Source organism: Streptomyces sp. NPDC057950 (assembly GCF_042887295.1).
Lineage (GTDB): Bacteria > Actinomycetota > Actinomycetes > Streptomycetales > Streptomycetaceae > Streptomyces > Streptomyces kaempferi.
In genome coordinates, this window is the sequence record NZ_JBHVPP010000009.1 from 287,052 (window position 1) to 310,730 (window position 23,679).

Below are 23,679 nucleotides of genomic sequence, written 5' to 3' on the forward strand. Positions count from 1 at the left end.
TCAGACGACGCCGTCGGCCCGCAGGGCGGCGATGTCGGCCGCGCTGCGCCCCAGCGCGGCAAGGATCCTCTCGGTGTGCTCGCCGAGGGCGGGTACCGCGTCCATACGGGGATCGACGCCCTCGAGGTCCACGGGCGGCAGGAGCGCGGGCACCACGGCTCCGGGCACCTGTACGTCGCGCCAGCGGCCGCGTTCCCGGAGAACCGGGTGGGCGAGGAACTCCTCGACGGAGTTGACGCCGGCGTTGGCGATGCCCGCCGCGTCCAGCAGCTCGCGCGCCGCCCGGCCGTCCAGCGCGCGGAACCGCTCGGCCACGATCGCGTCGATCGCGTCGCGGTGGGCCACCCGGTCCGGACCGGTGGCGAAACGCGGGTCGGCGACGAGGTCCGGGCGTTCCAGGAACCGCTCGCACAGCGCGGCCCACTCACGCTCGTTCTGGATGGAGAGGAGCACGTCCTCGCCGTCGGCCGCCCCGAACGTGCCGTAGGGGGCGATGGTGGCGTGCCGGGTTCCGATCCGCGGCGGCTGGGTGCCGCCGTGGGCCGTGTAGAGGGCGGGCTGGCTCATCCACTCGGCGAGCGCTTCGAAGAGGGAGACCTCCACCGCGCGGGCGACGCCCCGGGTGGCGCGGGTGAACAGGGCGGTGAGGACGCCCGAGTAGGCGTACATGCCCGCGGCGATGTCGGCGACCGACACCCCGGCGCGGGCGGCACCGTGTTCGTTCCCCGTCAGGGAGACCAGGCCCGTCTGGCACTGCACGAGCAGGTCGTACGCCTTGCGCTCCGCCCATGGCCCCTCGGAGCCGTAACCGGTGATGGTGCACGGGATCAGCGACGGATGCCGCTCCCGCAGCGACGCGGCGTCGAGGCCGAGCCGGGCGGCCGCTCCGGGCGCCAGGTTCTGTACGAACACGTCGGCGCCGGCGAGCAGTTGCTCCAGGACGTCGCGCCCCCGGGCCGACTTCAGGTCCAGGGTCAGTGACTCCTTGGAACGGTTGAGCCAGACGAAGTAACTGGACTCACCGTGCACGGTGGTGTCGTAACGGCGGGCGAAGTCGCCCTCTCCCGGGCGTTCCACCTTGATCACCCGCGCGCCGAGGTCGGCCAGTTGACGGGTCGCGAAGGGCGCCGCCACCGCCTGCTCGACACTGACGACGGTGATGCCGGCGAGCGGAAGCTCGGTCATCGGACGGACCTCCGGGGAGCGGGCAGGGGAACGAGGCGACGCGGGTCATGCTGCCATCCTGGGTACGCGCACGGTGCCTGGCGCGGACACCGGGACGCGACGACCTGACACCGACGCCGACACGGCGGCCACGCCCCAGGGGCCCCGGCCGCGGCCCGCCCGGGTATCCCGGACAGGGTGTGGTCCACCGGTGCCGTGGAGTCCAATACTCGGGGCATGGACGGAAAACGACAGCTCGGTGAGTTCCTGCGGGCCCGCCGTTCCCAGGTGCGGCCCGAGGACGTCGACCTGGTGACCTACGGCGACCCACGCCGTGTCCCCGGGCTGCGGCGCGAGGAACTGGCCCGGCTGGCGGGGGTCAGCCAGTCGTACTACGCGCGGCTGGAGCAGGGACAGTCCAACGCCTCCCCGGAGGTCCTGGAGGCGATCGCCCAGGCGCTGCGGCTGGGCGAGGCCGAACGCCGGCACCTGCTCGAACTGGCCGCGGGCGCGCGGCGACGGCCCCGCACACGCCGGCCCGCGCCGGAACGGGTGTCACCGGCGCTCGCGCAGCTGACGGCCGCACTGGACGACGTACCCGTGGTGGTGCTGGGGCGGCGCGGCGACGTCCTGGCCTGGAACCGCGCCGGTCACGCGCTGTACGCCGGTCACCTCGATCCGGCCGCACCGGACCGGCCGGGGGAGCGGCCGAACATGGCGCGCCTGGTGTTCCTGGACGCCCACACCCGTGATCTCTACGTGGACTGGCCGGCCAAGGCCAGAGCCGTTGTGGGCGCCCTGCGGCTGACGTCCGGGCGGTTTCCCGACGACCCGGCGCTCGCCTCGCTCGTCGGTGAACTGACGCTCGGCAGCCCGGAGTTCGCCTCGATGTGGGCGGACCACCGGGTCAAGTCCGGTGCGGCCGTCGGCTACGGGATGCGGCATCCGCTGGTGGGCGCCATGGACGTCGTCCAGCAGACGCTGCACGCCGAGGACGGACTGACCGTCGTCGTCGCGACCACCGAGGCGGACTCGCCGTCACGGGCCGCCATGACGCTCCTCGTGCACAGCGCCAGGGCCGACCGGCAGAGGACCCGCCCCGTCCGGTCCCCGGGGCACGCCCCGGCGTAGATCGCGCCGTCCCTCCCTCACTTCCTCCCTTCCGGGAAACCGGACGTCCGCGGTTCCCGGCGCCCGGCAGTCCGGACACATCCACCTTCCGTCCGTCCACCCGTACCGCGCACGCGATGCCGTGCGCCCGAAAACCGTTGCGAAGGAATCCGAAGGACATGAGAGACAAACTCGCCGTACTGGCCTGTGCCGTCACCCTCGCCGCGACGACCGCGGTCGCCGCCCTCACCCAGATCTCGGCCGCGGCCGCGACGGGACCGGCCGGGACAGCGCCGGTCGCGGCACCCCGTATCGCCGCGCACTTCGACCTGGCACGGGGGCAGATGCCGGAGAACATCGCGCTGGAGCCCGACGGCACGGCCGACGTCACCTTCGCGGCCGCCCGTCAGGTGGCCGCCGTCAGCCCGACCGGCGGGATCCGCGTCCTGGCCACCCTGCCGGCACCGGCCGACGGCGGCGTCCACACCCCGGCCCTCGGCTTCGCCCTGACCACGGGCATCGTCCGGGCCCACGACGGCACGCTGTACTTCCTCTACGCGAGCGGCACCCCGGACCTGACCGGCGTGTGGCGGCTGCGTCCGGGCGGCACCCCGCACCGCGTCGCGGCGCTCCCCGCCGACGGCCTGCCCAACGGACTGGCACTGGACGAGCACCACCACCGGCTCTACATCGCCGACTCCGTACGGGGAGAGATTCGCACCGTGCCCACCGCGGGCGGTGCCCCCGTCACCTGGTCCGCCGCACCCGAACTCGCCGCGGCCGGCTTCCTCGGCGTCAACGGCCTGAAGATCCACCGCGGCGCGCTGTGGGCGACCGACCTCGACCGGGGGACCGTCCTGCGCATCCCGTTCGGGCCCGGCAACCGGCCCGGACCGGTGCGCACCGCGGCGACGGGTCTGACAGGTATCGACGACTTCGCCTTCACCGGCCGCGGCGACGAGATCCTGGCGGCGCTCGACGGCCCCGGCACGGTCGTGCGCATCCGGCCGGACGGCACCTCCTCGACCGTCCTCACCGCCGCGGACGGACTGCAGAACCCGACCTCGGTCGCGCTGCGCCGCGGCACCCTCTACGTCCTCAGCGCCGCGTACACGACGGCCACCGACCCCAACCTCCTGCTCGCCCCCGTACCCGGACGAGCGGCGGGCACGGGGGACAGGGCCGGCGGCCACCGGTGACGAGGGCGGGGCGCCGGGGCCGGTCGTCCCGGCTCCGGCACGGCCCCTCGGCCGCGGGCGCGCACGAACGCGGCGGCCGTGGCCCTGCCCGGCCCTGATGGTGGTCCTCCCCGGGCCCGCTCAGGCCGGCTGCGGGGTGAGCCGGTGCAGGCCCCTGCGGTCGTAGTAGCGGGTCATCGCCAGTCCGAAGAGCAGGGCGACGGCCGTGCCGATCGCGATCATCAGCCAGGCGCGGGCGAGACCGGCGTCGGCGCGCGCGTCGAAGAAGAGGATGGCGCGGACACCACCGCCGAGCTGGCGCATCGGCTCGAAGACGCTCAGGAAGCGGTAGAAGGCCGGGACGGCCTCCAGGGGGACGGTCGATCCGGAGGAGGGCAGGCCGAGCACGATGAACACGAACATGGACACGAGCTGGCCGATCCCGCCGAAGGCCGCGTTGACGGCCTGGACGCCCAGGCCGACCGCGACGCTCGCGCAGTAGGAGTAGATCCACAGCAGCGGCAGGTGGGAGGCGTCCATGCGGAGGATCGCGAGGGTGGCGACCATCACCAGCGTGGTGGTCAGGACGCAGACACCGGCGGTCATGCCCATCTTCAGCAGCAGTGTCTGGGTACGGCTGACGGGCACGGTGGGGCGGCGGGTGTGCCAGGGACCGATCTCGTTGTCGGCGTAACCGAGCGCGGTGTCCACGCCGTTGTTGATGACGTTCGCCCCCAGGAACCCGGCCAGGACCAGCAGCAGCGTGTAGTAGAACGCGGTCAGGCCCAGGCCGCTGCGCTCACCGATGGGGTGGCCGACCTGGGTGGTGACCGTCACCGGGTCGGCCAGCAGCAGACGGGCCGTGGAGTCGGCCCCCGCGGCGGGGGAGGCCGTGAGCCGCTTGCCGATGGTCAGCGAGGCCTGTCGGGCGGTCTGCTGGGCGATCCGGCTCGCCAGTGAGGAGCCGAGGCTGCCCAGTCCCGGGTTGGTGAGCACCGTCAGCGTCGGCCGGGCCGTCGCGTTCGAGTTGGTGAGCGCGGCGACGGAGGCCGTGAAGTCGGCGGGGACGACCAGGGCGCCGAAGATCTTGCCGGAGGCGAGCCCGTCCTGGAGCTGGGCGCGGGTGAGCCGTTGCCAGCCCGCCCTGCCGGAGGTGTCGGCGACGACCGCGCGGGTGAGCTGCGCTCCCAGGTTCGCCGTCTGTCCGGGCAGCGGTTCGCCCTGGTCGGTGTCGACGATGCCGATGGGCAGGTCGCGCAGGGCTCCGTCCGGATCGACGACGCCGCCCATGTAGAGGAGGGCCAGCAGCAGCGCGAGCAGCCCGCTCAGCACGGTCGGCAACAGCCACAGCCTGGGGCGCCGCAGGAGCGCGGTGGCACGGGCCGGGACAGGGGCTCGGTCGGGAGCGGGCGCGCTGTCGGCGGCCATGGTCCTCCGTAGGTCGGGGCGGCGCGGGAGGGACGGGGCCGGGTGGGAGGCGCCCGTCAGGCCAGGATGCGGGGTGCGGCGACCCCGTGTTCGACGACTCGCCGGGTGCGGGACGGGGGCACGCAGGCTGTGGGGGGAGGGCGCGCACCCCGGCCGTGGTCGCCGGTCGCGTGAGCGTGCGGCCGCTCGGCCGGCCGGCGCGGGGGAGCCCCTGGCCGGCCGGCGCGCGGACGAGCCGCTCGGGATCGACGGACGACGCCGTTGCCCCACCGTCTTCGACGGCGACGGTCCTGGGTACGGTTCCCGCACCATCCCACCCCTCCCGGGAGCCGAAACATGACCGACCGTGCCGACCAGACCATCGCCGCGCTGCGTGCCGGACACGACTACCTGACCTCCGTGGTGCACGGGCTCGCCACCGCCGACCTCACCCGGCGCTCGGGCGCTTCGGAGTGGGACGTCTCCCAGGTCCTCAGCCATCTGGGCAGCGGCGCGGAGATCGGCCGCGCCTCGCTGGAGGGCGCGCTGGACGGCACCGGGCCGCGGGACGGCGACTTCAACAAGTCGGTGTGGGCTCGCTGGGACGCGATGTCCCCGGCCGAGCGCGCCGAGGGCTTCGTCGACGCCGATGAGCGGCTCGTGCGCGGTTACGAGGCGCTCGACCCCCGGGTCCGTGAGGAACTCCGCGTGGAACTCGGCTTCCTGCCGGCACCCGTGGACGTCGCGACGCTGGCGGGCCTTCGGCTCAGCGAGTTCGCCCACCACACCTGGGACGTCGAGGTGGCCTTCGACCCGACGGCGGTGCTGCTGCCGGTGGCGATCGAGCCGCTCCTGGCCCAGGCCGGTCTGCTCATAGGGTTTCTCGGCAAGGCCGACGCCCTGGGCGGTCGCCACGCCCGTGTCGCGGTGCGCACGGTGTCTCCGGTGCGTGCGTTCGGGCTCGAGCTGGGTGACTCGGTCGCGCTCGTCGACGAGCCCGCCGAGCCCGACGCCGTGCTGAGCGCCCCGGCCGAGTGGTGGCTGCGGCTCGTCACCGGCCGTCACGCCCCCGACCACACCCCGGCCGAGGTGAACCTGAAGGGGGACGCACTCACGCTGGACGATCTGCGACGCGTCTTCCCCGGCTTCTGACCTGCGAGGTCGTCGCGGGGCGGTCCCTCAGCCGGCCTTGGGGGCCGTTCCGCTCACGGTCTTCTCGGGCCGCCCCGCTTCACGATCCGTCGCCGGGGGCCTCGGCGGGCGGCAACAAGTCGTGCAGCTGCTCGAACCGCTGCGCGCAGGCCGTTCGGGCGATGGCCTGTGAGACGGCGTCGGCCAGCGGGCGCGAGGATTCGCGCAGCAGTGTGCGCGCTTTCTCCGTGAGCGCCACCTCGATACCCCTCTTGTCCCCGCACGCCGAGCGCCGCGTGATCAGTCCCGCGTGCTGCAGACAGGCCACCTGGTAGGTCAGCCGCGTCTTGGGGCGGCCCAGCAGCTCGGCGATCCGTGTCATGCGGAGGCTGGATCCGGGCTGGTCGGCCAGCAGGCACAGCACCAGGAACTCGTCGTGCGAGACGCCGAGGGCGTCCTTGACGCGAGCGCGCAACTGCTGCTCGATCGCCCCGGCCGCCGCGAGCAGCCGCATCCAGGACCGCAGTTCGGTAGGCAGCAGGCCGTCGTCGCAGCCCGACTCGTGTTCGGGCAGGTCAGCGGGGGCGAGAAAGTCGGCCATGGTGTCAGATTCTACCGGTTGTCCAAATTTGAAGAACGGGCTAGCCTGTGATCGTCCAAATTTGGATGACTTCTGGTTGTCCCACGGCCCGCGCCTCACCTGTAACCGTTAAGCGTCTGGAGAACTCTCATGACCGTCGCCGTCGAAACCGGCCTGTGGCAGCTCGACCCCGCCCGCACCAGCGTCGTCATCCGGCACAAGACGATGTGGGGTCTGGTCACGGTGAAGGGCGTCTTCGCCGCTGTCACCGGGGAGGGCGAGGTACAGGCCGACGGGACCGCCCGCGGCACCGTCACCCTGGACGCGGCGTCTCTCGACACCAAGAACGGCAAGCGTGACAAGCACCTCCGCTCGGCCGACCTCTTCGACGTGGAGCGGCACCCCACGATCACCTTCGCGGTGGACAACGCGGTGGTCGCCCAGAACGACACCGTCGAGGTCACCGGGCAGCTGACCGTGCGCGGCGTCACCCGGCCGCAGCCCGTCGTCGCCCGGGTCACCGCGGCGAGCGCCGAAGACGTCACCCTCGCGACGGAGTTCACCGTCGACCGCGACCAGTTCGACATGGGCTGGAACCAGATGGGCATGCTCCGCGGACTGACCACCGTCGTCGGCACACTCGTGTTCACCCGCGTCAAGGGCTGAGCCGACGGATCACCGCCCGCCGTCGGCGCGGCGGCAGGTGGTGACCCTGCTCCATGGTCCGTCGGACACGGCGGCCGATGTCGTACGGTTCCCGCCGGCGCCTCCTGGCCGGCGGGCCGAGGACGAAACGGCGGACGACCCCCGAGTGGCCGGGGGCTGTCCGCCGCGGCCTTGCCGTGGGCGCGGGCCCGGCCGTCCGGGGAGACGCCCGACGGCCCGTCAGACCCGGCGTACCGCTTGGCGGAAGGCCGGACGGGCGCTCAGCCGGTGGACGTAGTCCCGCAGACGGCCGTAGGGGGAGAGGACGTCCTCCGTGCCGAGGGTGGTGAGGGCCACCCACAGGTCGACGTCGGCGGCCGTCAACTCGTCGCCCAACGCATGCTCGTGGGCGGCGAGTTGCCGATCCAGCGAGTCGAGTGCGGCGGACCGCGCCGTCGACCCGGCGACCGGAGCGAGGTTCCGGTCCAGGAAGACACGGAAGGTGTCGATGTCCGCGGCGAGGAACGGTGGGTGCAGCCGGGGGAGTCCGTTGCCACCGCGGCGGCCCGGAAGCTCACCGAGGTCGCGCAGGATGTCGGGGGTGTGATTGCTGACGACTCGTCCGCTCCAGCGGTCGCACAGCGCCGGCGCGGTGAGCGGACCGTCGTAGTGGTGCCAGGTCGCCTCGTACGCGGCCCGCAGCGCGGCGCGGGCGTCCGGTGTCCCGGAGGGCCCCGTCAGGAGCGTGCTGGTGACCGAGTCGCGCAGCCCCAGCAGCCCGAGGGTGATCGAGACGCGCAGCGAGCGCGGACAGCCCTCGGAGAGGTACAGCTGATAGCGGTGCGGCGCGGGATAGAAGCCGCCGGCCGGACCGACACCGATGCGACTGCGGATGCGGTGTCCACGCGAGGGGGCCGCAACCCGAGGAGGCGCGGCGACGAGCGACCCCGCAGCGGGTGAGGCCGAGGGGCAGGGGTGGGAGGCGGCGGCGGTCGGACTGAGCGAGACTGTCTCGGGCATGACTCTCCAGGGGACGGCGAAGCCCCGCCACCCGGGGGCGGCAGCGGCGGAAACGGAGTGACTGCGCTGACGTACCGTCCGGACCGTGGACTAGTAGGCGCTGGAGACCCGCAGCAGATCGATGTGCAGGCGCCTGGTCAGACCGTTCGTGCCCTTTCCGGTCATTCCCGTCGCTCCCGTGTCCGGGGCTCGCGAGAGGCGAGACCACGCTTGCCCCGCCGCTCCGGCGGGACCCGGTCGTCACCCGGGGCACCCCGTCGCGGTGGAAGGGTTGCCTGTCAGCGGGCCGGGGCCGATCAACCGCTCGGCACGGAAGGAACCGTGCGAAGGGCGCTGACAATCGTGACCGTCCCCGTCAGTCTCGGCCCGCTCCGTGGGCCCGTCAAGAAGGCGCCCGCGCGGTCTCACCACGTGGTCATCCGGGCTGCCGAGCGTTGACATCCGTTCGGGGCCGTGCCTAACTTACGCCGCATCGGACCGGAACAACTCCGGTCGGCACGAGGGCCCACGGGCCGGAACGGTGACGGTGACCGCGATGTACGCAGCCCGGGGGAAGACCGCCTCGCGGTCCCACGGCCGCGACCGCGTGCTCATGAACCGTCGCCCCGCGCGGCACCTCGCCCACGGCGGCGGCGCCCGTACGGCAGGGTGTTGTCCCTCTCCCCGCGCCCGCTGTCTCTGTCAGGGCTGACGCACCCCTTCGCCGGCCGCCGGCCGCTGAACCCCGGTCGCTGAATTCCCGTTCCCTGAACCCCCGGTCCTTGATCCTCGGTGTCCGACCGCGGGGTCTGTGATCTCCGAACCACCGTGTGCCGCCGTCGAACCGGCCGACTTCCGGTGGTCTCCCCCTCCTCGTCCCCGCATCGGGTTCGTTCCCCCGTGCGCGTGCCCGTCATCTCGTCGTACGGGCCGTGCCGGGGGAGTCCGAGCCGCCAGGAGCCCTCCATGAGTGAATCCCTCCGCTCCGCCGTGCCGTTGGGCACGGCGGAACCACCTCCCGCTCCCGTGGCCGAACCGAGGCCGTACGCGGCGCAGCGGGTGCTGCCGCTTCGCCGGCCCGGCCGCTGGTTCGTCTCGGCGGTCGTACTGGTCCTGGTCGCGCAGGTCGTCCACGGCCTGGCCACCAACCCGTTCTTCCAGTGGGACAGGTTCCAGTACTGGTTCCTGCGTCCCACGATCCTCGACGGCCTGCTCATCACCCTCGAAGTGACCTTCTACAGCGCCGTGTCGGGACTGCTCGGCGGCATCCTGCTCGCGCTCGCACGGCTCTCCCGGAGTCCGGTGCTGCGTGCCGTGAGCTGGGTCTACATCTGGTTGTTCCGGTCGGTGCCGCTGATCGTCGTCCTGCTCTTCCTCTACAACTTCTCCGCGCTCTACCGGACGCTGAGCCTCGGCGTGCCGTTCGGCCCCGCCTTCCTCACGTTCGACGAGTCCCGGCTCGCCACCGACATGGCCGTCGCGGTCGTCGGTCTGAGCCTCAACGAAGCGGCGTACGCGGCCGAAGTGGTACGCGGCGGCATCCTCTCCGTCGACCAGGGCCAGCACGAGGCGGCCTCCGCGCTGGGTCTGCCGAAGGGCTACCAGTTCACGAGGATCGTGTTCCCGCAGGCCCTGCGCTCCATCACGCCCAACTACGTCAACCAGTTGATCGGTCTGATCAAGGGCACCTCGCTGGTCTTCTACGTCTCCCTGCTCGACCTGTTCGGCTCGGTGCAGAGCATGGGCAGCACCTATCCCGGCGACATCGTTCCGCTGCTGCTGGTCGCCACCGTCTGGTACCTGATCCTCACGAGCCTGGTGTCGGTCGTCCAGTTCTACGTCGAGCGGTACTACTCGCGGGGCGCGCTGCGCACCCTGCCACCCACCCCGCTGCAGAGGATCCGTACCGGTCTGCGCGACCTGCGGGACCGTGTCCGGAAGGAGGCGGCCCGGTGACCGCCGAGGTGAGGGAGCAGTCCGACGTCCGGCCCGCGGCGGTCGAGGTCCATGACGTGCACAAGTGGTACGGGACCCAACGTGTGCTGGACGGCGTGAAGTTGACCGTACGGCCCGGTGAGGTCACCGTCGTCCTCGGACCGTCCGGCTCCGGCAAGTCCACGCTCCTGAGGGTGATCAACCACCTGGAGAAGCCCGAGATCGGCCATGTCAGTCTCAACGGCGAGCCGATCGGCGTGCGACGGCACGGCGAGAGGCTCAAGGAACTGAGCGAGCGGGCCATCCTCGCCCAGCGCAGCCGGATCGGCTTCGTCTTCCAGAACTTCAACCTGTTCCCGCACCTGACGGTGCTCGACAACGTGGCGGCCGCGCCCGTCGCCACCGGGCGGCTGGGCAGGCCCGAAGCGCGGGAACTGGCGCGCACCCTGCTGGCCCGGGTCGGGCTCGCCGACAGAACCGCCGCCTTTCCTCGACAGTTGTCGGGCGGCCAGCAGCAGAGAGTGGCCATCGCCCGCGCCCTCGCGCTGCGGCCCGGGGTCATCCTCTTCGACGAACCCACCTCCGCCCTCGACCCCGAACTGGTCGGTGAGGTCCTCGCCGTCATCAAGGACCTGGCCACCAGTGGCACCACCCTCCTCATCGTCACCCACGAGATCGGCTTCGCCCGCGAGGTCGCCGACCGGGTGGTCTTCATGGACGCCGGGCGGATCGTCGAACAAGGGCCGCCCGCCCAGGTGCTGGACCACCCGGCGCACGAGCGGACGAGGGACTTCCTCAGCAAGGTGCTCTGATCCCGCCCCCGGACACCGCTCACCCGCCCATCCGTACGACGCCCTCACCGCACACCTGACAAGGACGACCATGCGCACCCATGCCGATGCCCGTACCGCTGCCCGAAGTCGCACCCTCCGCACCGGACTCCTCCGCGGCCTGGCCGTGTCCACCGCCGTCGCCACCCTCGCCACCGGGCTCGCCGCGTGCGGGGGCCGGAGCGACGCCGCCACCACGGCCGGCGACGCGGCCCCCGGCACCGTCACCCTGGGCGCGCTGTCCAACGGCGCCGCACAGCGGACCGATCTCAAGGTGCCCGAGGTCAGGTCCATCAGCGCCGAACTGCCCAAGTCGGTGGCCAGGAGCGGCAAGCTGGTCATCGGAGTCGGTGCGCTGCCCGCCGGGTTCCCGCCGCTGGCGTACGTGGGGCAGGACCAGAAGACCCTCACCGGCGCCGAACCCGACCTCGGGCGGCTGGTCGCCGCTGTCCTCGGTCTGAAGCCCGAGGTCAAGAACTCGACCTGGGAGAACCTCTTCGTCGGCATCGACAGCGGCAAGGTCGACATCGCCTTCTCGAACGTCACCGACACCGAGGAACGCAAGAAGAAGTACGAGTTCGCCTCCTACCGGCAGGACAACCTCGCCTTCGAGGTGCGCAAGAAGAGCACTTGGAACTTCGGCGGCGACTACCGGAACCTGGCCGGCCGGACCGTCGCGGTGAGCGCCGGGACCAACCAGGAGAAGATCCTGCTGGAGTGGAAGGCGAAACTGGCGAAGGAGGGCAAGAAGCTCACCGTCAAGTACTACCAGGACAACAACGCCACCGCCCTCGCGCTGTCCAGCGGGAAGATCGACGCTTCCTTCGGGCCCAACCCCGGTATCGCGTACCACATCACCCAGACGGCGAAGTCTCCCGAACCGACGCGCAACGCGGGCACGTTCTCCGGGGCGGGCGCGACGCTCCAGGGGCTGATCGCCGCCACCGCGAAGAAGGACAGCGGGCTGGCCGAGCCGGTCGCCGACGCCATCAACCACCTGATCGAGAACGGCCAGTACGCCAAGTGGCTCGCCGCGTGGAACCTCTCCAACGAGGCCGTCGGCACCTCCCGGGTCAACCCGCCGGGACTGCCGCTCGACAACTCCTGACCCGCCGCTCCCCGCACCGCCACGGAGATACGACACCCTCATGGCATCCCCCGCCCGGCCGGCCCCGTCCCGGGGCCCGGTCCCACCACACCTCCTCGACAACGCCGCGTGGGCCGCGCTGACCGGCCCGCACGCCGCCTTCGCCGAGCGCCTGGGACGCGCCGCCCGCTACCCCGTCGACGTCTCCCCGTTCACCGCCCTCGCGGACCCCGCCGACCCGCGCGCCTGGACGGACCTGGCCGCGCTCGTCGGCCCGGGAACCGTCACCCCCGTCACAGGCGCCGGGTCCGCCCCCGACGGCTGGCGGACCGTCCGCAGCGGTCAAGGGGTCCAACTGGTCGACACCGGGCTGCGCGCCGAACACGCACCCGACGCGGTGCGCCTCGGGCCCGACGACGTGCCGGAGATCCTGGACCTGATCGCCCTGACCGAACCCGGCCCCTTCCTCCCGCGCACCATCGCGCTCGGCACCTACCTCGGCATCCGCCACCGCGGCCGACTGATCGCCATGGCCGGCGAACGCCTTCGCCCGCCCGGCTGGACGGAGATCAGCGCGGTCTGCACCGCCCCCGGCCACCGGGGCAAGGGTCTGGCCACCCGGCTGGTCCGAGCGGTCGCGGCCGGCATCAGGAGGCGCGGGGACACCCCGTTCCTCCACGCCGCCGCCACCAACACCGGCGCGATCCGGCTCTACGAGTCGATCGGCTTCACCCTGCGCCGCCGCACGGACTTCCTCCTGGTCCGAACTCCGGGCGCCGAGCCGGAACAGACTGCGCGGGCGGTCCGTTGTGCTTGAGAGGACACCACGAAGCCGGCGCGCCCCCCGGGCCCGCCGCCAGGGAAGGGCGGAGGTGACGGGCGTGCCGGTCCTGTCCGCACCCCGCGTCATGGTGCTCACCCCGCGCCGCCGTGTCCATCTGTACTCCCGGCCGCACATCGATCTGCAGCGCGTGGCCGGCGCGCTCTGTCGTCCCTGACCTGTCACCCCGCTGCCGCCGCCCTCCGCACGGAGGGCAGGAGCCCTCGTACGGTCGATCAGGAAGGCACCCCTTTCGTGTCCTCGTCATCCCCATCCCCGCTGCCCGCCGCCTCCCCTTCAGCCCCCTCTTCTCCCTCTTCCGCCGACGCCCTGCACCTCGCCGTCGCGCTCGACGGCGCCGGCTGGCATCCGGCCGCCTGGCGCGAGCCGGTGTCCCGCCCCCGTGATCTGCTCACCGCCGCGTACTGGACGGATCTGATCACCGAGGCCGAGCGCGGCCTGCTCGACCTCGTGACCATCGAGGACGCGCTCGGCCTCCAGTCCTCGCAGTTCACCGGCCCCGACGGCCGCACGGACCAGGTGCGCGGACGGCTGGACGCCGTCCTGATCGCCGCCCGCGTCGCCCCGCTCACCAGCCACATAGGACTGGTGCCGACCGTGGTGACCACCCACACGGAGCCGTTCCATATCTCCAAGGCGATCGCCACCCTGGACTATGTGAGCACCGGCCGCGCGGGCGTACGGGTGCAGGTGTCACCGCGTCAGAACGAGGCCGCGCACTTCGGCCGCCGCGAGTTCCCCCCGTTCCGTCTCGAGGACCTGGACAGCCCCGCCCTGCGGGAGGTGGCAGCCGACCTCTTCGACGAGGCCGCCGACCACGTCGAGGCGGTCCGCAGGCTGTGGGACAGCTGGGAGGACGACGCGGAGATCCGTGACGTAGCCACCGGCCGCTTCGTCGACCGCGACAAGCTGCACTACGTCGACTTCGAGGGCCGGCACTTCAGCGTCAAGGGGCCCTCGATCACCCCCCGCCCGCCGCAGGGCCAGCCCCCGGTCAGCGCCCTCGCCCACGAGTCGGTGACCGGCGCGCCCTTCCGACTGCTCGGCCGCTCCGCCGACATCGGATACGTCACTCCTCACGACGCCGAGCAGGCGCGCACGATCGTCGCCGCGGTCCGTGCCGAACAGGACGCGGCCGGGCGCTCCGGCGAACCCCTCCACCTCTTCGGCGACCTGGTGGTGTTCCTGGACGACGACCCCGCAGCCGCGTCGGCCCGCCGTGAACGCCTCGACACCCTCGCCGGCCACCCGTACACCAGTGACGCCCGGATCTTCACCGGCACCCCCGCACAACTCGCCGACCTGCTCCAGGAGTTGCACTCGGCCGGGCTCTCCGGATTCCGGCTGCGCCCGGCCGTCGCCGGCCACGACCTGCCGGCGATCACCAGGGGCCTGGTCCCGGAACTCCAGCGCCGCGGCGCCTTCCGGCAGTCGTACGAGGCCGACACCCTGCGCGGGCTGCTCGGACTCGCCCGCCCCGCCAACCGCTACGCCGCCACCGCCTGAGCCGGAGGGACCCACTCATGAGCACGACACAGGACAAGCCCCTCAAGCAGATCCATCTCGCGGCGCACTTCCCCGGCGTCAACAACACCACCGTCTGGAGCGACCCGGCGGCCGGCAGCCACATCGAGTTCAGCTCGTTCACGCATTTCGCGCGGACCGCCGAGCGCGCCAAGTTCGACTTCCTCTTCCTCGCCGAGGGCCTGCGCCTGCGTGAACAGGGCGGACAGATCTACGACCTGGACGTCGTCGGACGCCCCGACACCTTCACGGTCCTGACCGCGCTCGCCGCCGTCACCGAACACCTGGGCCTGACGGGCACCATCAACTCCACCTTCAACGAGCCCTACGAGGTCGCCCGCCAGTTCGCCAGCCTCGACCACCTCTCCGGCGGACGCGCCGCCTGGAACGTCGTCACCTCCTGGGACGCCTTCACCGGCGAGAACTTCCGCCGCGGCGGGTTCCTCCCGCAGGAGGAGCGCTACTCCCGCGCCAAGGAGTTCCTGGTCACCGCGAACGAACTCTTCGACTCCTGGCACGGGGACGAGATCGTCGCCGACCAGGAGACCGGAACCTTCCTGCGCGACGCCAGGGCCGGAGCCTTCGTGCACCAGGGCCGACACTTCGACATCCAGGGGCGGTTCAACGTCCCGCGCAGCCCACAGGGCCGCCCGGTCGTCTTCCAGGCCGGGGACTCCGAGGAGGGCCGCGAGTTCGCCGCCGCCGACGCCGACGCGATCTTCAGCCGGTACGCCACCCTCGAGGAGGGCCGGGCCTTCTACACGGACGTCAAGCGCCGGCTGGCCCGCCACGGCCGTACGCGCGACCAGTTGCTGATCCTGCCCGCCGCGACCTTCGTCCTCGGGGACACGGACGCCGAGGCGGAGGAACTCTCCCGCGAGGTGCGTCGCCGGCAGGTCAGCGGTGCCACGGCGATCCGGCACCTGGAGTTCGTCTGGAACCGTGACCTGTCCGCGTACGACCCGGACGGACCGCTCCCCGACATCGACCCCGACCTCGGCGAGCACACCGTCGCCCGTGGCCGCGCCCAGGTCCGGATGTACCGGGACCCACTGGCCACCGCCCGGGAGTGGAGGGAGCGGGCCGCCGCCAACAAGTGGTCGATCCGCGACCTGGTCATCGAGACCGGCAACCGGCAGGCGTTCGTCGGCTCCCCGGCCACCGTCGCCGAGACGATCAACGACTTCGTCCAGGCCGACGCCTCCGACGGTTTCATCCTCGTCCCGCACCTCACCCCCGGCGGCCTCGACACCTTCGCCGACAGCGTGGTCCCGCTGCTCCAGGAGCGCGGTGTGTTCCGTGAGGAGTACGAGGGCACCACCCTCCGCGACCACCTGGGCCTCGCCCACCCCGACGCCGAGGAGGCGGCCGACCGGGTGGCCTCATGAGGTTCCCGGCCATCGCGCGGACCGCGCCCACCCCGCACTCCGTGGCCGGGGTGCGGAGGCCGGCGAACGGCCGCGTCGGCCAAGAGGTCTGCGCGGGGGTCAGCTGACGTCGAGGTAGTCCCGGAGAGCCTCGGAGCGTGAGGGGTGGCGCAGCTTGGACATCGTCTTGGACTCGATCTGGCGGATGCGTTCGCGTGTCACCCCGTACACCTGCCCTATCTCCTCCAGCGTCCTGGCCTGTCCGTCCATGAGGCCGTAGCGCAGCGTGATGATCCCGGCCTCGCGCGCGGTCATGTTCGCGAGGACGGCCTGGATGGCGTCCTTGAGGAGCAGGAAGGTGACCATGTCCGCCGGGGAGATGGTCTCGCTGTCCTCCAGTACGTCACCCAGTTCGGTGCCGCCCTCCTCACCGAGGGGGGTGTGGAGGGAGACCGGCTCCTTGGTGTAGTTCTCGATCTCGGTGATCTTCTCCACCGGTACGTCCAGCCTCCTCGCCAGTTCCTCCTGGGTCGGATCGGCTCCCGTGTCCTGGATGATCTCCCGGCGGACCTTGGCCATTCTGTTGATGACCTCCACCATGTGGACGGGAATGCGGATGGTCCGGCTCTGGTCCGCCAGAGCCCGTGAGATCGCCTGCCGGATCCACCAGGTCGCATAGGTCGAGAACTTGAACCCCCTGGCGTAGTCGAACTTCTCCACCGCGCGGATGAGACCCGTGTTGCCCTCCTGCACCAGGTCGAGGAACAGCATCCCGCGCCTGCTGTAGCGCTTGGCGATGGAGACGACGAGGCGCAGGTTCGCCTCGACGAGATGGGACTTCGCCCGGTGTCCGTCCGCGGCCAGGATCTCCAGCTCCCGCCGGAACTCCGCGTCGATACCCGGCTCCTCCAGGAGCCTGCGCTCGGCGAACAGGCCCGCCTCGATCCGCTTCGCCAGATCCACTTCCTGCGCGGCGCCCAGCAGGGGGACCCGGGCTATCTGCTTGAGGTAGTCACGGACCTGATCCACCGAGGCACCGGTGGAGCTGAGCAGGGGCCCGGGGGCGTCGTCGTCCTCCTCCGTGTGCGCGACGGGCCGGGGCGGCTCCTGGTCCCACGCCTGGGAGTCCGTCTCCATGGCCCTCAACTCCTGTCCGGAAGCGGTCGGAGGAACTGCCCGGCGCGGGACTGCGGCTGGGTGGCGTACGTCGTCGTGGTGCAGACCATGGCCGGCTCGTCGAGGACAGGGAGCGTCGTGGCGGGCCGACCGGGTTTCCCGTACCCCGGTCCGACGTGATGGAGCGTCCTGAGGTGTTGGAGGACGATCGCGCGCTCCGCGAAGAGTCCGTGCGAAGGGTCCGGGCGTACCCCGAAGATCGTGGACAGGACGTCGGTGAGGGACTTGCCCTTGAAGTGTACGTCCAGGGCCTCGCGGTTGTACTGCGCTCCGTGACAGACCCGGCACGGTGCGAGGCGCCGGGCGGATCACGCTCGGCGGCGTCCCGCACGCTGTGCGCGCGTCCGTCCGGGGGTGACGCGCTCCGTGGACGCGCTTCGCGCACGCGTTTCGTGGACGTGTCCCGTGGTGCGACAGGTGTCGGTGACCGGGTCCGGCGCTACGTCGGTCCGGTCCGGGCAGGTCCGGTCCGGGCCATCTCGGGCCGGGCCCCGGCTGCGCGGAGGTCGGGTCCGGATGCGGCCGGTTCGCGGCCACGGGACCACAAGTGGGGGACGGACTCCCCTGCGTTCGCCCGCGCGGGCCTGATCGTCCGCCTCGCGCCGGGTCACGTACGACGGCTCACCGCCGTACCGGTTGCGCGGGGACGGCCGCTCGGCCGTCCCGGTCCTTCCGCGTCAGCCCACCTCGGCGAGCTCGCGGACACTCCGCGGCTGCTCCTGCGCGTGGTGGTGGCGGTGGCGGCACAGCCACACGATGTCGCGGCCGAACGACCAGACCAGCAGCACGAGCGCCAGCAGCACGGCGCCCGTGTCCGCCTCCCGGGGCAGGATCCCGGCGCCGGCGACGAGCAGCACGATCCCCTGAAGGGCCGCGACGGTCTTGCGGGCCATGCTGTGCGGCAGTGCCGCGTTCAGCCAGGGAAGGATCCGGGCGGCCGCCACGAACACGTACCTCATGGTGCCTATCAGCAGCACCCAGGGGCCGAGCGACATCGAGACGTACACGCTGAGCACCAGGATCAGGAAGGCGTCGACCTCCATGTCGAAACGGGCGCCGAGGGCGGTCGAGGTGCCGGTGCGGCGGGCGACCTGCCCGTCGACCCCGTCGAGGATCAGGGCGACCGCCGTGAGACCGACGAGCAGGGAGACCGGGGGCGAGCTCTGGAAGGAGTCCGCGACCAGGGCGGTGACGCCACCGACCAGGATCGCGCGGCCGAGAGTCACTCGATTGGCCGGTCCGAAGGAGCGGGGCCGCGAGCGGCGCAGGGCTCGGGTCAGCACCGCCCAGGTGGCGATCGCGAAGGCCAGGCCGGTCAGCCAGCCCGCGGGCCCCATCCCGATCGCGGTCCCCAGCAGAGCCAGCACCAGGAGCTGCACACCCGCTCCCACCGTGGTCTCCTGGGCCAGGAGCCTAGCGTCGTACGTGTTGTTCAGGGCCACCGCACATCCTCCGGCCATATGACAGAGTCGATCAACGCCGCGTACTGTGCGCGGCTTGTCACCGCTCCGTACGTGAAGATCTGCTCGATCGTTCAGGGGGACGCTCATGGAACTCACAGCTCGCGCCTTCTGGCTGGGCTCGCCCGGCCACGGCGAGATACGCGAGGTGGCCCTGTCGGCCCCCGCGGAGGGTGAGGTGCTGGTGCGCACGCTCTACTCCGGAGTCAGCCGGGGCACCGAGTCCCTCGTGTTCCGTGGCGGTGTGCCGGAAAGTCAGCATGCTTCGATGCGTGCACCGTTCCAGGACGGGGATTTCCCCGCACCGGTGAAATACGGCTATCTGAGCGTCGGCCAAGTGGAGGAAGGCCCGGCGGGCCTGCTGGGCAGGACGGTGTTCTGCCTGTATCCGCACCAGACCCGCTACGTCGTCCCGGCGAGCGCCGTGACCGTCGTACCGGACGCGGTGCCCGCGGCCCGCGCCGTCCTCGCCGGGACGGTGGAGACCGCGGTGAACGCCCTGTGGGACGCCGCTCCGCTCGTCGGCGACCGGATCGCGGTGGTGGGCGGCGGCATGGTCGGCTGCTCCGTCGCCGCGCTCCTGGCCCGCTTCCCGGGCGTAAGGGTGCAGCTCGTCGACGCCGATCCCGCGCGCGCCGCCATCGCCCGGGACCTGGGCGTCGACTTCGCACTGCCCGCGGAGGCCGCCGGTGAGTGCGACCTCGTCGTGCACGCCAGCGCCACCGAGGCCGGACTCACCCGGGCGCTGGAACTCCTCGCCCGCGAGGGGACCGTCCTCGAGATGAGCTGGTACGGCGACCGGCGGGTCAGCCTGCCGCTGGGGGAGGCCTTCCACTCGCGGCGCCTGGTCGTACGCAGCAGCCAGGTGGGTTCCGTTTCACCGGCGGCCCGGCCCGGCCGGACGTACGCCGACCGCCTCGCGCTCGCCCTCGAACTGCTCGCCGAGCCCGCCTTCGACGCTCTCGTCACCGGGGAGTGCGACTTCGCGGAACTGCCCGGCGTGATGGCGAAACTCGCCTCCGGATCGATACCCGGGTTGTGTCATCGCGTCGTCTACGACGGAGTTTGAGCACCGGGCGACCGGTCTGACCTCCGAAGACTGCGAAGAAAGGGGAACAGGCGACTGAACAAGGAGAACGGGGCAGCCGTACTACACGGCATGGTCCCGGCAGGGGATCAGACGTGCCGCACCTGGAGGGTCGTCCGTTGTTCAGCATCACCGTCCGCGATCACCTGATGATCGCCCACAGCTTCCGTGGCGAGGTCTTCGGCCCCGCGCAGCGCCTGCACGGAGCGACGTTCCTGGTGGACGCCACGTTTCGCCGCGCCGAACTCGACGAGGACAACATCGTCGTCGACATCGGCCTGGCCACCCAGGAACTCGGCGCCGTCGTGAGCGCGTTGAACTACCGCAACCTCGACAACGAGCCGGACTTCAAGAACACGAACACCTCGACGGAGTTCCTGGCCAAGGTCGTCGCCGACCGCCTCGCCGAGCGTGTGCACGCCGGGGCACTGGGCGAAGGCGCCCACGGCCTCTCCGGCATCACGGTCACCCTGCACGAATCACACATCGCGTGGGCGAGTTACGAGCGTGCCCTGTGACCGACACGACCATCGGCCGGCCGGCCGCGGACAGCGACCAGTCGCGCCTGAACTACGTGCCCGTCCAGCACACCGCTCTCAAGAATGCGGCGATCATTCCCATGTCCCTGCGCTCTGTGCACTTCGTGATGCCGGGCGGCGTCGACGACGCGTCCGCGCCCAGCGGCGGCAACGCCTACGACCGGCGACTGTGCCTGGACCTTCCCGGCTTCGGCTGGCAGGTCCACCGGCACGCCGTCCCGGGAGAGTGGCCGCGGCCCGCGACCGCGGCCCGTACGGAACTCGCCCGCACCCTGGCCGAACTGGAGGACGACACGATCGTCCTCATCGACGGCATCGTCGCCTGCGGCGTCCCCGAGATCATCGTCCCCGAGGCCGAACGGCTGCGCCTCGTCGTCCTGGTGCACCTGCCGCTCGGCGACGAGACCGGCCTCGCACCGGCCGTGGCCGCGGACCTGGACGCACGGGAACGCACGACCCTGCGGGCCGTGTCGGCGGTCGTCGCCACCAGCGACTGGGCGGTCCGCCGGCTCGTCGCCCACCACGGACTCGCCCCCGACCGCGTGCATGTCGCCGCCCCCGGCGCCGACATCGCGCCGCTCGCCTCCGGCACCGACGGCGTCTCGCGGCTGCTGTGCGTCGCGGCGGTCACCCCGCGCAAGGGCCAGCACCGGTTGATCGAGGCCCTCGCCACCGTCACCGACCTGCCCTGGAGCTGCGTCTGCGTCGGCGGACTCACCCAGGATCCGGCGTACGTCGCCCAACTGCGCGGCCTGATCGAGAAGTACGGCCTCGGCGACCGGCTGCACCTCGCCGGACCGCAGGCGGGAGCGGAACTCGACGCCAGCTACGCCGCGGCCGACCTCATGGTCCTCACCTCGTACGCCGAGACGTACGGCATGGCCGTCACCGAGGCGCTCGCCCGGGGCATTCCCGTGCTGGCGACGGATGTCGGCGGCCTGCCCGAAGCGGTCGGGCGCGCGCCCGACGGCGGGGTGCCCGGCATCCTCGTCCCCCCGGAGAACCCGGCCGCCCTGGCCGTGGAGCTGCGCGGCTGGTTCGGCGAGGCAGATGTGCGCCGCCGGCTGAAGGCGGCCGCCCGCGGCCGGCGCGCGGCTCTGGACGGCTGGGCCGCCACGGCCCGCAGTCTGGCGGGCGTACTGGCACGGCTTCCGCAGGAACCCCGGAGGGCGGCATGAGTATGACGGCGACCGGGTCGGACGCTCCCGGGCAGGGGGCGCCGCGTGCGGCCGGGACCGGCACGGCGGGCCAGGACGGGACGCGGTCCGGGACCGGAGCCGTCGGCCAGGACGGCAATCGGGTCGTTCCCGGGGCCGGCCCCACCACGAGCGGTTCGGGCGCTCCGGGGCGGCGCGCGGACACGCCCGACGACGACATGCCCCGTTACGCCCCCCAGTGGCTCCAGTTGCGGGAGGGCGCCGACGCCGCGGCACGGGCGGCCGACCTGCTCGACCCGCTGCGCATCCGGCTGGCCAACCTGCCCCGGCGCGGCGGCGACCTGGTGATTCACGACCTCGGCTGCGGCACCGGCTCCATGGGCCGCTGGCTCGCCCCGCGTCTCGACGGCGCCCAGCACTGGGTCCTGCACGACCGGGACCCGTATCTGCTGCACTTCGCGACGGTGGGCTCGCCCAGCGCGGCCGCCGACGGCAGCCGGGTCACGGTCACCACCCAGCGCGGCGACATCAGCCGGCTGACCGCCGACGCCCTGACCGGGGCCTCTTTGGTGACGGCGTCCGCCCTGCTGGACGTGCTCACCCGCGAGGAGATCGACCGGCTCGCGGCGGCCTGCGCGGACGCCGGGGTCCCGGCGCTGCTGACACTCTCCGTCGCGGGCCGCGTCGAGTTCGCGCCCGGCGACCCGCTGGACGCCGAGTTCGCCGAGGCGTTCAACGCCCACCAGCGGCGCGGGGACCTGCTCGGCCCGGACGCGATCACGGCGGCCTGCGAGGCCTTCGACCGGCACGGCGCGACCGTGCGGGTGCATCCGAGTCCCTGGCGGCTCGGGCCCGACGAGGCCGCGCTCACCGAGGAATGGCTGCGCGGCTGGGTCGGTGCGGCCGTCGAGCAGCGGCCCGAACTGGCGGAGCGTGCGGAATCGTACCTGCGGTCCCGGCTGGCGGCCTGCGCGGCCGGTGAGCTGAGTGTGGTCGTGCACCACAGCGACGTCCTGGCGCTGCCACGGTCGACGGGCGGTGCGAAGTGAGTACGGGCGTGGAAGCGGTCGGCGCGGACGCGGGCCCGGTCCCCGCCCTCGGCAGGCGCCTCGCCCTGCGCATCCGGGGCGGCTCCGCCCCGGCCCGGCCGCGCCCCGGCACGGACGCGCCCGGGGCCCGGGGGACGACGGACACGCTGCGCACCGAGGCCGAGGCGGGCGGGGCAGTCTCCACCGCCGTCGCCGTCCCGACCCCCACGGCGGACACCGCGCCTCCGCGCGCCGTCGACGCCCCGGTGCACCACCCGCCCGCCGCCGAAACGATCGTGCGCCCGCGTGCCGCCGAGGCCACCTCAGGCCCGCCCGCCGACCACGCCACCGCGCCGCCGTCCACGACGGGCGCGGCAGGCGACCCGACGCCGCCCGGCCTCGGTGCCGACCGCGCGCACGGGCAGGGCGACCCGGCCGCGACGACCGACGGCCGGCGCCCGGCGGGCGCCCTGCGCGCGCTGCTCGACTCCCGCCGCCTGCGCACCCATTTCGGCACCGTCGCCGGCACCGCCATCCTCGGCGTACTGCTCTGGCGACTCGGCACCGGCGTCTTCCTGGACGGGCTGCGGCGGATCGACTCCACGACCCTGCTGGCGGGGGTCGGCCTGGGCCTGCTCACCACGGTGTTCAGTGCCTGGCGCTGGTGCCTGGTGGCCCGGGGGCTGCGGATCCGGCTGCCGCTGGCCGGCGCCGTCGCGGACTACTACCGCGCGCTGTTCCTGAACGCGGCGCTGCCCGGTGGTGTCCTCGGTGACGTGCACCGCGCCGTACGGCACGGTCAGAGCACGGGGGACATCGGGCGCGGTGTGCGCGCGGTGGTCCTCGAACGGACCGCCGGACAGGCGGTGCTGGTCGCCGTGGGGGCCGCGGTCCTGCTCACCCAGCCGTCACCGGTCCTCACGGACGCCCGTCGCCTGGCTCTCGTCCTGGCGGTCGTCCCGGTGTGCTCGGCGGTGGCGCTGATCGTGGTCCGCAGGGCCAGGCCGGCCGCCCCTTCGCGACGGTACGGAGCCGTCCGCGCCGCGCTCACCGAGGCGCGCGGCGCACTGCTGGCGCGCGGCAACTGGCCGGGTGTGCTCATCTCGTCGGTCGTGGTGCTGGCCGGACACCTGGCCATGTTCCTGATCGCCGCCCGGGTCGCCGGATGCACCGCGTCCGTGGCCGAGTTGCTGCCGCTGGCCCTGCTCGCCCTGCTCGCCATGGGCCTGCCGCTCAACGTCGGCGGCTGGGGTCCCAGGGAAGGCGTCATGGCGTGGGCCTTCGGTGCCGCCGGACTGGGCGCCGGCATGGGCCTGAGCGTCGCCGTGATCTACGGGGTGCTCAGCTTCGCCGCCGCCCTGCCCGGTGTCGTTGTCCTGTTCGTCCGCTGGTTCGCGGCGCTGCGACGCCCGCGGGAGGAGAACACAGGAGGGC

22 protein-coding genes, 1 pseudogene and 1 riboswitch are annotated in these 23,679 nt (G+C 72.6%); of the genes and pseudogenes, 16 read left to right on the forward strand and 7 right to left on the reverse strand.

The genetic code is table 11. The features are described from left to right. Positions 1-1,185, reverse strand: coding sequence for a CaiB/BaiF CoA transferase family protein (locus ACFVTC_RS17655; protein ID WP_390127808.1), 1,185 nt, complete (start codon positions 1,183-1,185; stop codon positions 1-3). Between the two features lie 216 nt (positions 1,186-1,401). Between ACFVTC_RS17655 and ACFVTC_RS17660 the strand changes: the two genes are divergently transcribed. Further along, on the forward strand, positions 1,402-2,295 hold the full coding sequence (locus ACFVTC_RS17660; protein ID WP_390127810.1) for a helix-turn-helix domain-containing protein: 894 nt from the start codon (positions 1,402-1,404) through the stop codon (positions 2,293-2,295). A 158-nt stretch (positions 2,296-2,453) separates the two neighbouring features. Continuing rightward, positions 2,454-3,473, forward strand: a complete 1,020-nt coding sequence (locus tag ACFVTC_RS17665; RefSeq protein WP_390127813.1) for a hypothetical protein — start codon at positions 2,454-2,456, stop codon at positions 3,471-3,473. Between the two features lie 120 nt (positions 3,474-3,593). Here ACFVTC_RS17665 and ACFVTC_RS17670 read toward each other — a convergent pair whose 3' ends face one another. Continuing rightward, positions 3,594-4,880, reverse strand: a complete 1,287-nt coding sequence (locus ACFVTC_RS17670) for a YhgE/Pip domain-containing protein (RefSeq protein WP_390127815.1) — start codon at positions 4,878-4,880, stop codon at positions 3,594-3,596. A 336-nt stretch (positions 4,881-5,216) separates the two neighbouring features. Between ACFVTC_RS17670 and ACFVTC_RS17675 the strand changes: the two genes are divergently transcribed. After that, positions 5,217-6,011, forward strand: a complete 795-nt coding sequence (locus tag ACFVTC_RS17675) for a maleylpyruvate isomerase N-terminal domain-containing protein (protein ID WP_390127818.1) — start codon at positions 5,217-5,219, stop codon at positions 6,009-6,011. Between the two features lie 79 nt (positions 6,012-6,090). Here the strand turns inward: ACFVTC_RS17675 and ACFVTC_RS17680 are convergent, their stop codons facing one another. Next, positions 6,091-6,591, reverse strand: coding sequence for a MarR family winged helix-turn-helix transcriptional regulator (locus tag ACFVTC_RS17680; RefSeq protein ID WP_390127820.1), 501 nt, complete (start codon positions 6,589-6,591; stop codon positions 6,091-6,093). Between the two features lie 129 nt (positions 6,592-6,720). Here ACFVTC_RS17680 and ACFVTC_RS17685 point away from each other — a divergent pair, with 129 nt between their 5' ends. After that, positions 6,721-7,236 carry a YceI family protein gene (locus ACFVTC_RS17685; protein WP_390127822.1) on the forward strand — a complete coding sequence of 172 codons (516 nt, stop codon included), beginning with the start codon at positions 6,721-6,723 and terminating at the stop codon, positions 7,234-7,236. Between the two features lie 219 nt (positions 7,237-7,455). Here the strand turns inward: ACFVTC_RS17685 and ACFVTC_RS17690 are convergent, their stop codons facing one another. Further along, a complete protein-coding gene (locus ACFVTC_RS17690) occupies positions 7,456-8,235 on the reverse strand; it encodes a cell envelope biogenesis protein OmpA (protein ID WP_390127824.1) in 780 nt (259 codons plus the stop codon). 90 nt (positions 8,236-8,325) lie between these two features. After that, positions 8,326-8,400, reverse strand: a complete 75-nt coding sequence (locus ACFVTC_RS17695) for a putative leader peptide (RefSeq protein ID WP_356014130.1) — start codon at positions 8,398-8,400, stop codon at positions 8,326-8,328. A 36-nt stretch (positions 8,401-8,436) separates the two neighbouring features. Beyond that, a riboswitch (SAM riboswitch) is annotated at positions 8,437-8,583 on the reverse strand. Between the two features lie 597 nt (positions 8,584-9,180). Between ACFVTC_RS17695 and ACFVTC_RS17700 the strand changes: the two genes are divergently transcribed. The 7 genes from ACFVTC_RS17700 (at position 9,181) to ACFVTC_RS17730 (ending at position 15,819) form a co-directional block, all read left to right on the forward strand. Then, entirely contained in the window at positions 9,181-10,170 is a 990-nt protein-coding gene (locus ACFVTC_RS17700; protein WP_390127826.1) for an amino acid ABC transporter permease, read from the forward strand. Next, positions 10,167-10,961, forward strand: a complete 795-nt coding sequence (locus tag ACFVTC_RS17705; RefSeq protein WP_390127828.1) for an amino acid ABC transporter ATP-binding protein — start codon at positions 10,167-10,169, stop codon at positions 10,959-10,961. Before ACFVTC_RS17700 ends, ACFVTC_RS17705 begins: the two co-directional genes overlap by 4 nt. Before the next feature lie 70 nt (positions 10,962-11,031). After that, positions 11,032-12,087, forward strand: coding sequence for an ABC transporter substrate-binding protein (locus ACFVTC_RS17710; protein WP_390127830.1), 1,056 nt, complete (start codon positions 11,032-11,034; stop codon positions 12,085-12,087). Between the two features lie 40 nt (positions 12,088-12,127). Next, positions 12,128-12,883: a GNAT family N-acetyltransferase gene (locus ACFVTC_RS17715; RefSeq protein ID WP_390127831.1), complete on the forward strand. Its 756-nt coding sequence runs from the start codon at positions 12,128-12,130 to the stop codon at positions 12,881-12,883. Positions 12,884-12,947: 64 nt separating this feature from the next. Next, positions 12,948-13,064 (forward strand): putative leader peptide, encoded by a 117-nt coding sequence (locus ACFVTC_RS17720; protein WP_390127833.1) that lies wholly within the window; start codon positions 12,948-12,950, stop codon positions 13,062-13,064. A gap of 77 nt (positions 13,065-13,141) precedes the next feature. Continuing rightward, a complete protein-coding gene (locus ACFVTC_RS17725; protein WP_390127835.1) occupies positions 13,142-14,413 on the forward strand; it encodes an LLM class flavin-dependent oxidoreductase in 1,272 nt (423 codons plus the stop codon). A gap of 17 nt (positions 14,414-14,430) precedes the next feature. Then, positions 14,431-15,819 (forward strand): NtaA/DmoA family FMN-dependent monooxygenase, encoded by a 1,389-nt coding sequence (locus tag ACFVTC_RS17730; RefSeq protein ID WP_390127837.1) that lies wholly within the window; start codon positions 14,431-14,433, stop codon positions 15,817-15,819. A 99-nt stretch (positions 15,820-15,918) separates the two neighbouring features. Here ACFVTC_RS17730 and ACFVTC_RS17735 read toward each other — a convergent pair whose 3' ends face one another. Both ACFVTC_RS17735 and ACFVTC_RS17740 read right to left on the reverse strand, forming a co-directional pair. Then, positions 15,919-16,935, reverse strand: a complete 1,017-nt coding sequence (locus ACFVTC_RS17735; protein ID WP_390127838.1) for an RNA polymerase sigma factor — start codon at positions 16,933-16,935, stop codon at positions 15,919-15,921. 716 nt (positions 16,936-17,651) lie between these two features. Then, the gene (locus ACFVTC_RS17740) at positions 17,652-18,416 is read right to left on the reverse strand and encodes a CDP-alcohol phosphatidyltransferase family protein (protein WP_390127840.1); all 765 of its coding nucleotides are present in this window, start codon (positions 18,414-18,416) and stop codon (positions 17,652-17,654) included. Positions 18,417-18,522: 106 nt separating this feature from the next. Between ACFVTC_RS17740 and ACFVTC_RS17745 the strand changes: the two genes are divergently transcribed. The 5 genes and pseudogenes from ACFVTC_RS17745 to ACFVTC_RS17765 all read left to right on the forward strand — a co-directional run. Beyond that, on the forward strand, positions 18,523-19,503 hold the full coding sequence (locus ACFVTC_RS17745; RefSeq protein WP_390127843.1) for a zinc-binding alcohol dehydrogenase: 981 nt from the start codon (positions 18,523-18,525) through the stop codon (positions 19,501-19,503). A 137-nt stretch (positions 19,504-19,640) separates the two neighbouring features. Beyond that, complete coding sequence (locus ACFVTC_RS17750) at positions 19,641-20,039, forward strand: 6-carboxytetrahydropterin synthase (protein WP_356281307.1); 399 nt, start codon at positions 19,641-19,643, stop codon at positions 20,037-20,039. Then, on the forward strand, positions 20,036-21,238 hold the full coding sequence (locus ACFVTC_RS17755) for a glycosyltransferase family 4 protein (protein ID WP_390127845.1): 1,203 nt from the start codon (positions 20,036-20,038) through the stop codon (positions 21,236-21,238). The genes ACFVTC_RS17750 and ACFVTC_RS17755 overlap by 4 nt, the downstream gene beginning before the upstream one ends. Beyond that, positions 21,235-22,266 carry a class I SAM-dependent methyltransferase gene (locus ACFVTC_RS17760; RefSeq protein WP_390127847.1) on the forward strand — a complete coding sequence of 344 codons (1,032 nt, stop codon included), beginning with the start codon at positions 21,235-21,237 and terminating at the stop codon, positions 22,264-22,266. Before ACFVTC_RS17755 ends, ACFVTC_RS17760 begins: the two co-directional genes overlap by 4 nt. Before the next feature lie 275 nt (positions 22,267-22,541). Further along, positions 22,542-23,546 (forward strand): annotated as a pseudogene (locus ACFVTC_RS17765) (lysylphosphatidylglycerol synthase transmembrane domain-containing protein); the annotation flags it as partial. Positions 23,547-23,679: the final 133 nt, after the last annotated feature.